This window comes from Lewinellaceae bacterium (genome assembly GCA_020636105.1).
In the GTDB taxonomy this organism is placed as follows: domain Bacteria; phylum Bacteroidota; class Bacteroidia; order Chitinophagales; family Saprospiraceae; genus BCD1.
The window spans coordinates 2,543,369-2,558,558 of sequence record JACJYL010000001.1; the positions used below are offsets into that span (position 1 = coordinate 2,543,369).

11 protein-coding genes are annotated in these 15,190 nt (G+C 43.7%); 7 read left to right on the top strand and 4 right to left on the bottom strand.

Annotated features, from left to right (window positions below; all coding sequences use genetic code 11):
• Positions 1 to 88: 88 nt before the first annotated feature.
• The 5 genes from gcvH to H6571_09625 all read left to right on the top strand — a co-directional run bounded on the left by gcvH (position 89) and on the right by H6571_09625 (position 4,952).
• Complete coding sequence (gene gcvH, locus H6571_09605; protein ID MCB9323976.1) at positions 89 to 481, top strand: glycine cleavage system protein GcvH; 393 nt, start codon at positions 89 to 91, stop codon at positions 479 to 481.
• Between the two features lie 71 nt (positions 482 to 552).
• On the top strand, positions 553 to 912 hold the full coding sequence (vanZ, locus tag H6571_09610) for a VanZ family protein (GenBank protein ID MCB9323977.1): 360 nt from the start codon (positions 553 to 555) through the stop codon (positions 910 to 912).
• 50 nt (positions 913 to 962) lie between these two features.
• Positions 963 to 1,892: an energy transducer TonB gene (locus tag H6571_09615; protein ID MCB9323978.1), complete on the top strand. Its 930-nt coding sequence runs from the start codon at positions 963 to 965 to the stop codon at positions 1,890 to 1,892.
• 184 nt (positions 1,893 to 2,076) lie between these two features.
• Positions 2,077 to 2,988, top strand: coding sequence for an energy transducer TonB (locus H6571_09620; protein MCB9323979.1), 912 nt, complete (start codon positions 2,077 to 2,079; stop codon positions 2,986 to 2,988).
• 164 nt (positions 2,989 to 3,152) lie between these two features.
• Entirely contained in the window at positions 3,153 to 4,952 is a 1,800-nt protein-coding gene (locus H6571_09625) for a tetratricopeptide repeat protein (protein ID MCB9323980.1), read from the top strand.
• A 196-nt stretch (positions 4,953 to 5,148) separates the two neighbouring features.
• On the opposite strand, the gene H6571_09630 is transcribed toward H6571_09625, so the two are convergent.
• Complete coding sequence (locus H6571_09630) at positions 5,149 to 5,703, bottom strand: hypothetical protein (protein ID MCB9323981.1); 555 nt, start codon at positions 5,701 to 5,703, stop codon at positions 5,149 to 5,151.
• A 24-nt stretch (positions 5,704 to 5,727) separates the two neighbouring features.
• Positions 5,728 to 6,699, bottom strand: a complete 972-nt coding sequence (locus tag H6571_09635; GenBank protein MCB9323982.1) for an acetyl-CoA carboxylase carboxyltransferase subunit alpha — start codon at positions 6,697 to 6,699, stop codon at positions 5,728 to 5,730.
• A 501-nt stretch (positions 6,700 to 7,200) separates the two neighbouring features.
• Here H6571_09635 and H6571_09640 point away from each other — a divergent pair.
• Together H6571_09640 and H6571_09645 are read left to right on the top strand one after the other, a co-directional pair.
• Complete coding sequence (locus H6571_09640) at positions 7,201 to 7,788, top strand: SGNH/GDSL hydrolase family protein (protein ID MCB9323983.1); 588 nt, start codon at positions 7,201 to 7,203, stop codon at positions 7,786 to 7,788.
• 342 nt (positions 7,789 to 8,130) lie between these two features.
• A complete protein-coding gene (locus tag H6571_09645) occupies positions 8,131 to 10,677 on the top strand; it encodes a T9SS type A sorting domain-containing protein (protein ID MCB9323984.1) in 2,547 nt (848 codons plus the stop codon).
• A gap of 121 nt (positions 10,678 to 10,798) precedes the next feature.
• Here the strand turns inward: H6571_09645 and H6571_09650 are convergent, their stop codons facing one another.
• Positions 10,799 to 12,892, bottom strand: coding sequence for a DNRLRE domain-containing protein (locus tag H6571_09650; protein ID MCB9323985.1), 2,094 nt, complete (start codon positions 12,890 to 12,892; stop codon positions 10,799 to 10,801).
• 9 nt (positions 12,893 to 12,901) lie between these two features.
• Positions 12,902 to 15,139 carry a glycoside hydrolase family 31 protein gene (locus tag H6571_09655; protein ID MCB9323986.1) on the bottom strand — a complete coding sequence of 746 codons (2,238 nt, stop codon included), beginning with the start codon at positions 15,137 to 15,139 and terminating at the stop codon, positions 12,902 to 12,904.
• Positions 15,140 to 15,190 lie beyond the last annotated feature (51 nt).

A 15,190-nucleotide genomic window follows, 5' to 3' on the forward strand; every position in this document is an offset into this window, starting at 1 on the left:
AATAAGGAAAGCAACTAATGATTGATTGTTAATGGATGATGATCAAAATATTACTGATTGAAACGAAAAATAAAACTAAAATACAATTATGAAATTTCCAAAGGATCTCAAATACTCTGAGGATCATGAATGGATCAGAGTTGAAGGAGGAAACATCGCCTTTGTTGGCATCACCGATTTTGCCCAAAGTGAATTGGGGGAATTGGTCTATGTAGAAGTGGATACAGTAGGAGAAGCAATCGAAAAAGGGGATGTATTCGGCACTATTGAAGCGGTCAAGACCACTTCAGAATTGTTTTTACCTGTGGATGGAACCATCCTGGAGTTTAATCCTGACCTGGATGAGGATGACGGAGATGAACCCGGGCTCATCAATTCCGATCCTTACGGCAAAGGCTGGATCGTAAAAATCGAAATGAGCGATCCTTCCCAGTTGGATGATTTGATGGATGCGGAAGCTTACGAGGCGTCGATTCCATAATTTTAAAAAAAAATTATGCTCCGTACACCAAAACAAACTTCCATTACATCTTTAATATTAATTGAGTCAATTTGAAATACTTTATCCCGGCAATAACCTGGGCGGCAGTAATTTTTATACTTTCTGCCATGCCCGGAAAAAATCTTCCTCATATCGACCTTGGGGATTTGCTGGAAGCCGATAAAATCGCCCACATTGGTGTTTACCTGATTTTAACACTTTTGTTATTTCGGGGGCTTGTCAAGCAAAAGAGCTTGACCACCAAGAACATCATTTATGCGATTATTATCACTGCCGGGTATGGAATCCTGCTGGAATTTGGTCAATATTACTTTTTTCCGGGAAGATATTTTGAATTTTTTGATATTGTTGCTAATATTATCGGCTCAATTACAAGTTTGATTTTTTTGAAATTTATTAACCATAAATAGTTGAAGATTTTTTCGCCAACTATTTATTAGCATCATTAAACCTTATCAGTATGTTGTTACTCGATATTGCCATTAGTGGTAAGGCATTAGGTCTGGCGGTTTTAGGTGTTATGATTGGCATTCTGGTCTTGATTTATCTCGTCAGAATGCGTCTGCACCAACAATCGGAAAAGGATCTTGCCTCTACCTTTGCCAGTCACCAACACCGCTCTCCCCTGGAGGGCAGAAATAAGTACCCTGAGGTAGACGCTTTTAAATACAGCAGTACCTTTTTTAACCTCGGGTTGGCTATTTCTTTAGGTGTTATTGTTCTGGCATTTGGCTGGACTCAGTACGAAAAACAGATTGACGTTTCAGACCTTCTTGGAGACATGGAGGTTGATTTGTCACAGGAAATCGTTCGTACTGCCGAACCGCCACCACCACCTCCGCCTCCTCCACCACCGGTGATTGAAGAGGTACCCGATGAATTAGTGTTGGATGATGATCCACCTGAATTTGTGGATAACTCTATTGACGACAACACAAATATTAAAAGGCCGGATCCGGTTGGGGATGCTCCTCCACCACCTCCTCCTCCACCGCCACCTCCACCACCTCCAAAAGAAGAAGAAATCTTTAAAGTGGTTGAGCAAATGCCTCGTTTCCCGGGTTGTGAAGACATGGCCGGAACACAGGCTGAAAAGAAAACCTGTGCAGACACCAAGCTTTTGCAGTTTATTCAATCGAATATCAAATACCCTGCAATCGCTCGTGAAAACGGTATCCAGGGACGTTGCTTCGTAACTTTCGTAGTCGAAAAAGACGGTTCTGTTACCGATGTTCAGTTGGTTCGTGACATTGGCGGACAATGCGGACAGGAATCTCTCCGCGTGGTTGACCTCATGACAAAAAAAGGAATCAAATGGATTCCCGGTAAACAGCGTGGTCGCCCCGTTCGTGTTCAGTTCAACTTGCCTGTACACTTCAGACTCGAGTAGTTTTTTATACCACTTAATAAAAAAGGGTTGGTCTCTCCGGAGAGCAACCCTTTTTTTGTTCCCATTCTCTCATTCCCGCATCCATAAATCAACTCCTTTTACAAAAAAAACTCCCCACACACCAAAACTCCTCCCCTGCACATCTTATAAAAAACTGAATATCAGAACATTAAAACCTTTACTTATGAACTTGTTGAATATTGCAATCGACGGGAATACCTTTGGTATGATCATTCTGGGCCTCATTGCAGCCTTCGTTATCATGATCACCTTAATGCGTTATTTTTTACACAGGAAAGCCGGCGAAGATCTCTCCGCTTATGCCGACAAAAAAACAATACCTTCCCTCTCGGAAAGGAACAAATACCGGCCCGTTGACGTGTTTAGGTTAAGTGGTACCTTTTTCAATATCGGGCTCTCTGTTGCGCTGGGGCTTTCGGTACTCGCTTTCGGATGGACAAAATTTGAAAAACCCATACATTTCGCGGATATGTCCATTACCTGGTCTGGCGATGAGGTTGAAATAACCCGGACAAAAGATCCCGAACCTCAAAAACTTCCACCTCCTCCTGTAAAACCAGAATTTGAAGTGGTAGACAACGAAATTCCGGTCGATACGGTAACATTCGTAGACAGCAGTGTTGAATATGCCAGGCCCGAACCTGCTGCTACGCCCAGGCCCAAAGCTATTGTTTTACCTCCCGAAAAAAAAGATGAGACAGAAGATATTCCGTTCCGGGTGGTAGAAGAGATGCCCCGTTTCCCGGGTTGTGAAGATATGGCGGGTTCCAAAGCTGAAAAAAAGCAGTGTGCCGACATGAAATTGCTGCAGTTTATCCAAAACAATATCAAGTACCCTGCCATCGCCCGTGAGAATGGTATCCAGGGCCGCTGTTTTGTGACTTTTGTAGTAGAAAAAGACGGCTCTGTAAGTAATATTGAATTGGTAAGAGATATTGGCGGACAGTGTGGCGCGGAATCCATGCGGGTCGTTCACATCATGGCCAATAGTGGTCTGAAATGGACGCCGGGTAAACAGCGAGGAATCCCAGTTCGGGTACAGTTCAATCTACCAGTACATTTCCGTTTGGAATAGTCCGGCAGCGCCCCCTCTTTACGCAACGAGCAACCATCATCGAGTAACCAACAAGCGCCCCTGTAATAAAAAAAGCATCCTGTTTTACCAAAAAGCAGGATGTTTTTAATTTTGAGCAACTTTTGATCAGATTTTCTGTTCTTTTGTAGTATAATTTTATGATCATGAAGAAATTGGTATTGGTATTCATTTTAGGGCTGTCAGCCATTTTTACTCAGGCTCAGGATGCCCGTCTGGCACAACAGTATTACGAGAACGGTGAATTTGAAAAGGCCGCCATGTTGTATGAGAAGCTTTACGACAAGACGAAAAGTGATTATTACTTTGAACGCTACGTCGAAAGCCTGCTGGGGCAAGGTGATTTTGACGAATGTATCGATGTCATCAAAAAACAGTTGAAAAAACAACCGGAGAACGTTAGTCTGTATGTCAGTTACGGCAAAGTGCTCGACGAAATGGATGAGCCTGATAAGGCTTCGGAACAATATCAGACAGCGATCGACAATCTACCCCGCGATCAATATGCCGTGACCCAGCTTGCCAGTTCATTTATGCGACTCTCCAAATACGATGAGGCCGCAGCCACTTATGAAAAAGGCGCCAAATTGCTCAAAGACGATAATATTTTTGCCCTCAACCTGGGAGAACTCTACCGCCGAAAAGGGGATATGTCCAAAATGATCGACAGCTACCTCAACAGTCTGGAGATGGGCCCTGAGCGATCCAACCAGATCAAAACCTATTTTCAGCGTTATTTGTCGGAAGATGATTTCGTGGAACTTCAGACTAAATTATACGAACGCATACAGGACAATGATGCCTCCCTTCCCTATGTGGAATTGTTGACCTGGGTTTTTATCCAGCGTAAAGATTATGAGAATGCCTTTCGGCAAGTCAAAGCCCTCGATCGCCGCCTGGAGGAGAACGGAGGCCGGATTTATCAGTTGGCCCAGATTGCTGCGAATGATGAGGATTATGATACCGCCATCCAGGCTTACGATTACATTGTCGAACAAAAAGGACTGGCTTCCACTTTTTATATTGATGCCAAACGCGAAGGACTTATGGTGCGCCGCGACAAACTCGTGGAAGGAAGTGATTACACGCAGCAGGAGTTGAAAGATCTGGAGGATCAATACGAAAATTTTCTTTATGAATTCGGTAAAACAACCGCTACGGCCTCGATCGTCCTGGAGCTTGCCGAGTTTGAAGCTTTTTACCTCAATGACCTCGACAAAGCTATAGGCCTTTTAACGGAATTGATAGAATATCGCGGGATTGACCGGGTATTGCTCGCCAATGCCAAAATCAGCCTGGCTGACTTCTACCTGATGAAAGGAGACCGCTGGGAATCCACCCTTTTGTATTCCCAGGTAGATAAAGAATTTAAAGAAGGTACCCTGGGCCATGAAGCCCGCTTTCTCAATGCAAAATTATCTTATTATTTTGGGGATTTCGAGTGGGCACAATCGCAGTTTGATGTATTAAAAGCCTCCACCTCCAAGCTGATCGCCAACGACGCCCTGGACCTTTCTGTTTTTATCATGGACAATATGGGCCTCGACAGCACCACTACGGCCCTGGAAATGTACGCCCATGCAGATCTTATGGTTTTCCAGAACAAATTTGACGAAGCCTTCCAGACCATGGATTCGTTGCTGACGCAATTCCCGGAGCATTCTCTGGACGACGATGTACTTTACCTAAAAGGCCAGGTGTACAAAAAACAACATCAGTGGGAGAAAGCTGCCAGCGTACTGCAGCAGGTTTTCGACAACTACAAAGAGGACATCCGTGCCGACAATGCCCTTTTTGAACTGGCCGAACTGTACGAAACCCACCTCAACGACATCGAAAAAGCCAAAACGCTTTACGAAACACTCTTCATCGACTTCTCCAACAGTACCTTTGCGGTTGAAGCCCGGAAGCGATACAGAAGATTGAGAGGGGATTCGGTGCAGTAGGGCGCTTGTTGCTTGATAGCTGGTTACTCGGTACTGGTTGCTAGGTTGCTGGTTGCTCGATGAGTTGGTGCTCGTTGCTTTCCAGGGGGGCTCTTAGAGGCCTTGCGCTCGCCCTTTTGTTCCCTAAAGGGAGGCTCTGCTCAATTTTCATTCCATTTATTCTCTGAAAAATTAAGCTAACCACATGCATGAAGTTTCACACCATGGCTACAGCACTTGATTCGGTTTTTCTCAGGAGTGTTTCTATTTGTCTGATAAAATCAGGGAGATCTGTTCCCTGTTTAAAATCCACCATTACATCGAAGGCTGCAGGGGCGTATGAAGCGATAGGGCCTGCTTTGAGGCGTGCACGACTTAGAGCCGCGATGTATTCGGTATGCCTATTGGTTTGGAGCATAGGAGCGATCAGGATGTCGAAAGGCTCATTGATAAAGGTTTCAACGGATTCGCCTTTGGTGCGGCTGGCCCAGTCAATATTTTTAAGGTTGTAATAATCAAAAGTAAAATCTCCCGTTTCGTGCTTGTTCTCAAAGAAACCGAGCAGCCGGACCTTTTTACCTTGCTTTTTCAATGAATTGCTGTAATTCAACACGATGTTCCGGGTATTCAGATCATTGGCATCAAAGAGTAATCCTATGGTGCCTGCATTGTCAAAAGTGATCTTTTTGCCGGTTGACTTTTTGTTGGTACTAAGCTTTTTATTCAAAGAACTGCGGTAAAAATATTGGCGTATGCTTTGAATGATACTCATAATATGTTTAATGTATGTGATCTTTTAATCCTCCCCTTCCATATCGATATAATCGTATTCCCCCATGGAGGCATATTTTTCAATGCGTAGGGAAACTCTCTCTTCGGGGGTCAATTCTTTCAATTCCGCGATAGTCTTTTTAATATATTTCTTCAGTGTTTTGGCCATTTCTTCAGGAGCTGAATGTGCCCCACCCAGTGGTTCCTTGATGATGCCATCGATGAGTCCGAAGGACAACATATCTTCTGCCGTCAGTTTCAGGGCATCGGCAGCCTGTTCTTTATAATCCCAGCTGCGCCACAAAATGGAAGAGCAGGATTCCGGTGAGATCACTGAGTACCAGGTATTTTCGAGCATAAAAACGCGATCGCCGAGTCCGATTCCGATGGCCCCACCCGAGGCGCCTTCCCCGATTACGAAACAGATCACCGGGACTTTCAACTTAGCCATCTCAAAAAGGTTGCGGGCGATGGCTTCCGCCTGTCCGCGTTCCTCCGCTTCGATGCCCGGAAAGGCCCCCATGGTGTCGATCAGGGTGATCACCGGGAAATTGAATCGCTCGGCCAGTTTCATCAGTCGCAGGGCCTTACGGTATCCTTCGGGGTTAGCCATCCCGAAATTGCGGTATTGCCGCATTTTGGTATTGACGCCCTTCTGGTGTCCTATAATAACTACCGTTTGCCCGTCAATATTGCCAATCCCTCCGACAATAGCTTTATCGTCTTTAAAATACCGATCGCCGTGCAATTCGACAAACTTCTTACACATCTGGTCGATATAAAAGAGCGTATAAGGCCTTTCCGGGTGACGAGAGAGCAATACCCTTTGCCAGCCGGTGAGGTTATCGTATATTTCTTTTCGGGTGCTTTTTATTTTGTTTTCCAACTCTTTGATGGTGGCAGAAACATCCACTTCACCCCCCTGTTCCACCTCGCGGATCTTTTCGAGTTGTTCGTATAATTTTTCCAGCGGTTTCTCAAACTCCAAAAATACCATAGTAAAAAATTTTGCTGAGCTTAAATTTAATAAAATGCAGTGATCAAGAATATTTTTTTTGAGGCGAAAGATGAGACAAATGCTAAGGTTTGTGTTAATAAAAAGCAACGACACATCTACCTCACCTCAACCATAGAATAAATTTACAAAAACAGCCCCATGGGGTGTTGTTTAATTTGAATTGAGCGGCGTAAAATTACTAATAATAAATGGAAATGTAACGATGAATGCGTTTTATGAAAAAAAACCTCCGGTATCCTCTTTGAAAATGAATTATTTTTGTTCCTGAAGGGCCACCTGATGCTAAATCTCTTAAATTAGATCCAAGATAACTAAAAGCTTGTCATGGCGCAGCCTCAATTATGTAGCCTGGAGAGCCGAGTCCGGTAGGTACGCCTTTTAATTTGGTACCAAAACAAAAATCATATGTTGAAGAAAAACGCATTCCTGATCTTTATACTAGTATTTAGTTCTTGTCATTTTTTTCATCAAAATAAAAAAGTGAAAACAGAATATTTAATAATTGGGGATAGTTTCATTGCAGGAGGCGGTGCTCATAACAATTCAGGGTGGGCCCAAATGTTTAAAAATAATCATCCAGCCCTCAATGTTGAAATTGCCGGGGTCGGGGGAGATAACATTTTAAAGGTAAATGAAAGATTATCTGCCCTCCCAAAATCAGCATTTGATGTGGTAATTCTTGGGGTAGGTATTAATGATAGCAGGTACAGACCCTCAAAAGACGGCTATGAAGTTTCACTGGAAGATTTTCAAAAGGGATTGGATTCTTTTGCTAAATTCTTTAGACAAAAGAATCCGGATGTCTCTTTGTTTTTTGTTGGCCTGACCAGGGTTGATGAAACAAAAGCCTCCCCTTATAAACCAGACAAATACTATCTGAATAAAAACATCGAACTATTTAATTCAAAAATTGAAGAAACCGCTCATTCTATAGGTGTCACCTATATCCAGGTACCAATGTTATACGAAAATTCTGGCAATCTGGCTGACGGACTTCATCCTTCTGACCAGGGGCACAAAACCCTTTATCGGGTGATTTCCTCCAAGATCAGTGAATTGAAACATTAACCAAAGTATCTCAAGGGTAGTTTAACAATCATACTTCAGCACATTTTTGAGCTATTTCTCATTGACCTTCCCTATTTTTTAGGTGAACGGCCCTCATCAAACGAAAAAAGTGCCTTTCTCAACAAAAACCCCCTCTAAAGCCGCATCCAAAAACGAAATTTAAACACGCGCTAAGATTTCAAATGATACGCCTGATCATAAATCCTGAACCAAATAATGAGTTGACGTAATAAAATAGTAGGATATTTTTTATTGACGAAATACTGTAGTGGCTTATTTCTTAGATGTTAAAAGCAGACCGTTTAACTTTATGTGAATCTAATCAATAAAAATTTACTACTCATGAAAAAAATCTTACTATTACTCATCGGAGTTGTTTTTTACAACTTGTCTGCCTACTCACAGGGTGACACACCTGTATTGTATTTCGATTTTGACGAAACAACGCCAACCTTTAATCCAGGAGGAGCCACCTATTCGGGCGTTTTTGACAACCCGGTAATGGATGCACAAAACGGAAGTAGCCTGGTAGGGAAATGTACTACCGGATCCAATACATGGGACGGTATTATATTTAAGTTTGAAAACACGCTGGACCTCAGCCAGGATACAACTTTCACCATGCTGGTTTATCATCCAACGCTCACAGGAAGCACACGCCTTCAGTTTGACGGCCCAGGTGCTACAACGCTAAAGCTTAATGTTGATTATTCGACTCCGGGAGCCTGGCAACTCCTGACATGGGTTGTTCCCCAGCAATATGATGATCAATTCACACAGGTGATGCTGGTATTTGCGCATAACCAGGCGGAAGCGGGTCAGGAATGGTATTTTGACGAACTGCGGGGAACTCCCACCAACCCTGTAGTGGGAGACCATTTATTTTTCGATTTTGAAGGTGATGCTGAAACCAATCCAGTATGGACGGAGAGCAGTGCTTCCTTCCTTGGAGTCGTTTCCAACCCCATGCCGGATGCCTTAAACTCCAGTGACAGTGTTGGACTGATGACTACCTCGGCAGTAGATTGGGATGGTATAAGATACGATTTCAGCCAGCCCATTGACTTATCTGGAGATACCATTTTCACCATGCTTGTATATCATCCGGATTCAACCGGAAGCATCCGTCTCCAGTTTGATGGCGCAGGCATGTCCTCCCTGAAGCTGAATGTCGATTATTCGACTCCCGGAGCCTGGCAACTCCTGACATGGCGCGTACCTTCTCAATATGATGACCTCATCACGAAAGTGCTGCTCGTTTTTGACCACAATAACGGCCAGCCCGGTGGCGCTGATGCCGCGGACGTCGAAGAATGGTATTTTGATGAGCTGCGTGGAGCGGCAGAAAATGCCCCGCCGGATTTTACGCCTGCCAAAACGTATTTCAGTTCAGAGAATTTAAGAAAAGAATGGGAGGGATTTGATGCCGCCGTTTATGGGGGTATCGTTGACAATCCTGCTCCCGATGATGTGTACGATGGTGCCCATGCAGGAAAGGCCTTTACCGGTAACAATGGCTGGTCAGGAATGTACTACGACCTGCCTGCCCCGATCGATTTTAGCGTAGAACAGACCTTTATGATGTGGGTTTATTCCGATTCCGTAGGTTACGTGCGCGTACAGCTTGAAAACCCGGGTGGAGTCACTACCAAGCCTAAATTGTCCGTTTTATACGATACTCCCGGCCAATGGAAAAAGCTGGTATTCACTGAAGCCGACAATGTTGGTGACCCTATGATTACCGATACCTATGACCGTGTCATACTCATTTTTGATGATAAGGATACCGATGTCGGAGAAGAATGGTACTTTGACAAACTCCTCGGACCGGACATTTTGGATTTAGGCCCCTACTACAATTATTTTGATTATGAATCAGAAGAAAAGACTCCAAATATCACAGCTCCTTCCTGGGGAAGTGTTGTATATGGAGGAAAAGTCGCCAACCCTCATCCTGACGATGTAAATAGTAGCGATAACGTTGGATTGTGGATTTCAGGTAATGTCAACTGGCACTATGCAGAATGGAAACTGGACAGAACCATTGATTTTAGCGAAAGTTATACTTTCACTATGAAAGTCTTTAATGCGGATTCAACGGGAAATGCCCGGATTCAACTGGATGATGCCAATGGCCTGAATCTGAAAATGAGCGTTCCTTACACCACACCTGGACAATGGCAGGAACTCACTTTCAGCCCGTTTGAGGTGATATCAAATTCAACCGGACAAGTTACGGATGATTCCTACTTAACGGTCAAGCTTATTTTTGATGATGAAGATGGTGACATTGAAGAATACTGGTATTTTGACGATATGAACGGGCCTGGTTTGACCCCAGTATATTACATCAATACCTTGTTTACCGTTACTTCCCAAACCGGAAGCACCGATTATACTTTAGTAATTGATAACGACGGCAATACCATCCAGCTTTACGATGATGGAACCAACGGAGACGTAACTGCCGGAGATAATATCTGGAGTGTTTTTGTGGCGGGACTTCCCGAAGGAGATCACGTTTATGATATTTACGCCGATGGAACTTTAATTGAAGGCGGTGATTTTACATTCAATCTGCCGATGACCAATTCAACCGTTGAAGTTCCTTATACACACATTATTATTGCTGTCACTGATCTTTCAACAACGGACTTTACGATATATCCTAATCCTGCAAAGAACATGCTGAATGTAAGAATGTCCTTACAGGATGAAGCCGAGGTTAATGTTCACGACCTCCTGGGTAATTTAATAATCAATAAACAAATTGATGGAAGCCGTCAGATATTCAGTTTAAACACCAATGATCTGATACCTGGCATCTATTTCATCAGTGTTAGTGACCAGAATGGACATTTCACTACCCAGAAGTTTGTAAAACAGTAAACAATTTTAATATTACGCAAAAGTTGTCCCGAATTCTGGCAGAAGCCAGAATTCGGGATTTTTTTTTTGCTTGTTATAAATAAATGGAAATAAACCGGGCTATCGGGATTTGCATAACAGCTTAATGCTCACTTTTTATAAATTTACGCTGACCATGAAAGTCAGCCTCCCTGTTTGTAATAAGCAAAACATAAGTACTTGCCGGCAAAGAAGATACAGGTATAAAAAAATCATGCCCTGACCTTTCGAAAGAGCCGAGCAGCTTACCTTCCATGGTAAAAATCAGACATTCTGATAATCCTTCTACCTGTGAAGGAAGCTCTACATGTAAAGTTTCACTGGCCGGATTGGGGAATATTGAAATCTCAGGCTTTGAGTTCTCTGCCATATTTGTATTGGCCGGAGTGGTATTGAATACCAGTTTCGGAGGATGTGCCCCTCCCCCTTCTTTGCTTTCAAAAACTACCGGATCTCCATAAAAAGCCGAATTCCCCCTGACCACTAAAGTAATATTACGGTTATTCTGACTGAATTGTTTTTCAATAAATTCCTTCACTTCCCATGTAAACCACTGGTAACTACTTTCCTGAGGCTCAAAAACCGCCAGTGAACCCGATCCCGGGATAATACAGTTGTTGCCACTGATATTATCTTCGTTCCAGTAAAAACCACCGAAACCCCAGACCTGAAGTTCCACAGATTCATCGGGTAGTCCATACAACTCCAAGGTGACAGAGCTGAAAACAGGAGGAGCCTGGTTGAGGTCAAACAGGAGGTAAGTCTGAAAATGTTCCCCCTCCACATTCGAATATTTCACCTTCAGATTTTCGGAATCGACTGCCCCAAAAGGGGTTCCAATAGTTGCACCATTTCCGATATAGGCATCCTGCTCAGGAATAAATTCATAGGATTCCTGCAAATCTACCAGATCCGTTCGAATGGGTAAACTTGCCGTCGCCACATGCCCTTTTCCATCACGAACCAGGACATACACCCTGAATTCCCTATCGTTTTCTGATCCGTTGAAAGATAAGGTAGCCGAATTACCGGAAGAATAATCAATGATCCCGGGAATACCATCAAAGGTCTCCCCGGAAGCCGGGACAACTCCCTCCTCTCCTGATTCAGGACGGATGATAAACTCATAGCTGAGGTCGTCACCATCCGGATCTGAAGCCTGCACCTCAAGCACATTTCCCTGGGAGTAATACAAGGTATAACTGCTCTGAAGGGCTTGTCCGCTAAAAGATACGCTGTTAATTTCAGGAGCGAGATTCACCGCTGAAGTATCTGTCCACATTCGCTGTAGCACATCGACCATCGGGGTGGTTTCCTGCCCCACAAAAAGACCGAACCAGGTGAGGGTTCCTTCATTTTTTTCATTCCACAGGAAGGCGTAGCTCCCCAGTATTTTTCCCATATTGGGTAAAATGGCATTTTGGTATCGGTTTTGGAATGTACTTGCTTTCTGTGTGCTGTTGGGTTCGATCGGGGCATCCCAAGCGGTATGAGCTGATTCCCAGGGGCCGTTTACCCCCCATTCAGTCATAACGTAGGGTTTTTCCCAATTAGAATCGTTCAGGTTTACGGCAACCGATGATATTCCTCCATAAGAATTGACTCCAATCAAGTCAAGGTCATTCGCTTTTAATGCGATGGTGTTGGCCAGATTCACACTGAGCCCCGCCGTAATGGTCAGCGTGGGGTGGTTGCCATCCAACTCGTGGATCATCATAGAGATATCATTGACGGCATCCCAGACTTTGAGATTTGAATACCCGAGATTCACCTCATTGCCAATACCCCATGCCAACAGTGCCGGATGATCTTTATACTGAAGAACGACCTCTTGAAAAGCTTCCAGTTGGGCAGCCACTGCCGCTTCATTATCATAATTAAATCCGTCGGCTTCATGGCCCACCCACAAACCAAGCATTACCGACAAGCCATGATAATAAGCCGAATCCAGCAATTCGCCGGTTATCGAGCCAGCCCCCCAGGTGCGTACGGAGTTTCCTCCCCTGCGGGCAAGTTCCGCAAACCGTTCCGGATTGCCGGTGCCTGCACCTTTGATCCAATAGGGCTCTCCCCCTCTTAACAACTGAAAAGTACCATCAGGTTCGTTCACAATCTGAACAGGGATCACTTGTGCCGATATACCTTTGGATAACAAAAAAAACAAAAACCATGATTTAAAAATCAGACCGTATTTCATAAAATTATTTTAAAAGGATATTTTTAAAGTGACGCGCTTCGATTTAATCTGTTTGAATTTGAACCGGATCAATTGCTTTTCAGGATCATAAGTCCATTCATTCGTTTTCAAAGCGCCCGGCCTGGTTGTTTTTTTCATTTTTTTGCCATTCAACATCATTTTTTTAGGATTCCCGGAAAGATGAACAAACAATTCGTAATAACGCTCTGTTGTCATTCCCTTGTAGGTGCCATGCACCGGATCAATACCGAATTCCAGGATGTTGCCCTTTTTCCAAAGGTGAAAACCAGTAGTGGCATAAACGCCCTCCTTGTAATCATTACTTCTGCCGTCGTCTTCGATCAGGTTGAATGAAGTCTCATGATCTGTGGGATACAGATGCAGGTCAAGCGTGTCATTGGTTCCCGATTCGATAGCTCTCGAATATTTTCTAAAAGGGATGATACTGCCCGCCCTGACAAACATGGGTAATTTATCCAGCGGGGCTTTAACCGTCGCCTCCTTACCTCCTGAAAAAATCTGTTCATTTTCAAAATCTATCCATTCTCCTTCAGGTAAATATAAGGTCCTTTCCCGGGCGCCCGGCTCAAACACCGGGGCAATAAGCAAGGCATCTCCCAGCATAAACTGGTGTTGGTGAACGCCATCTCCCCTGATCATTTTCTCACCGCTCAGCCTCGTCTGAAAAGCATAAGTGTAGCTGTAGGGGAACAACCTCATCCTGAGATGTGTATATTTCCTGAAAATATCCTGGGTGGCCGGAGCATAACCATAAGGATGATTGCGGGACTTGTTCTTGGCGGTTGAAAATATAGTCATGATGCTGTTCATGGCCGAAAACTGGATCCAGCGGGAATAGAGTTCATCACTTTGCTCCTCGCTCCCGAAATAGTCGTAACCGCCTGCATCGTGGGTAAGAAACGGGACCTGGTAAGTAGTTCGGTTGGGATCGGCTACCATTTCAATATTTTCCTTGTATCCTCCCATGGCATATCTGCTCAAATCGGGGTAATCAGGCTGGTTCCAGGTAATCTTGGCATCACCCGTCCAGTTGGTGGGGTAAAGTTTGAAACGCTCATCATAAATTGATGACAAATGGGCCAGGATAAAACCTCTTCCTTCATTTTCCTTTCCGAATTCCTGGATGGCCGTAAACGCCGCTTTACAGAAATCAGGGTCAGAGGAGCTATCCAGTTTGAGAAAATCAAGCCCTTTATCGAAAAAGGGTTTCAATTTACTTTTCCATAAGTCGGCCGTTTCTTGTTTTTCGAAATTTATTTTTCCTGTTATCGTATATCGATCCGCATTGTGCCAGCCATTTCTGTTGGTATAAATACTACTAAAATGATTCCCTATGTTAAATTCTTTGAATACCTCCTCATTACCTTCCTGATTAATCAGGTTCCATATCCATATTCCTGATTTTATATTCTTGTCCTGCATCGTAGTCCACATTTGGCCCACATCAGGAAAAGCAAGGGTATCTCCTACAAAATCAACGTAACCTTTGGGACCTTTCCCATTATTGAAATCCCAAAAATAAGAATCGATCCAATAAGCATCTATGGGGTAATCTCCATTGATCAGTGTGTCAATTACCTGGAGCGTTTGTTCCTGATTCGTATACCCTCCGTATAAAACACCGAATGCCCAGGCTGGAGGCAGGACAATTTCAACGGGATCCACCGGTTTTTCCTGGTACAGCGTTTCGAGAGGACCAGTGCCTTTGGGTCGTTCCTTTCCTTCCAGGCTAAGCATTAACTTATCGACATACAACCAGCTATTTTCTAAAAGCCTGATATTTAAAGTGTACATACCGGCTTTAGAAACCTCCAAAACCACGGGCTCCCCTGCCACACCTGTCCAGGAAGTCGCAAAAACACGGGGCCCTTCAAAAAATTGTTCCTGCCAACCTTGGGCATCTTCAGCAGAGAACCTTATCTCTATCTGATTACGGGCTTTTGAACTCCTCTTTTCCTTACTGCCCAGTAAATAAAAATGATATTTGCCGGGAGTGGTAAAAAATACCCGGTACTCAAGGAAGCCACTATTAGTATCCATTTTTGAGGGGATTTTCATCCCATTACTGGTATAATAAAAGGTTTCTTCCCAGGATTCCACATTATAAAAATGTTCTGCTTCTACCGATACAACGCCGTTGCGTTCTTCGTGGATAAATTTTACATTATCTGCTCCAAAAGATTTTCCTGCCAGGAAAAATAAAAAAATGATCAATTTAAATTTCATCTGAAAATGATTGTTGGTTAGACAAAAAATAGAATCTCTAAGGTATGGAAT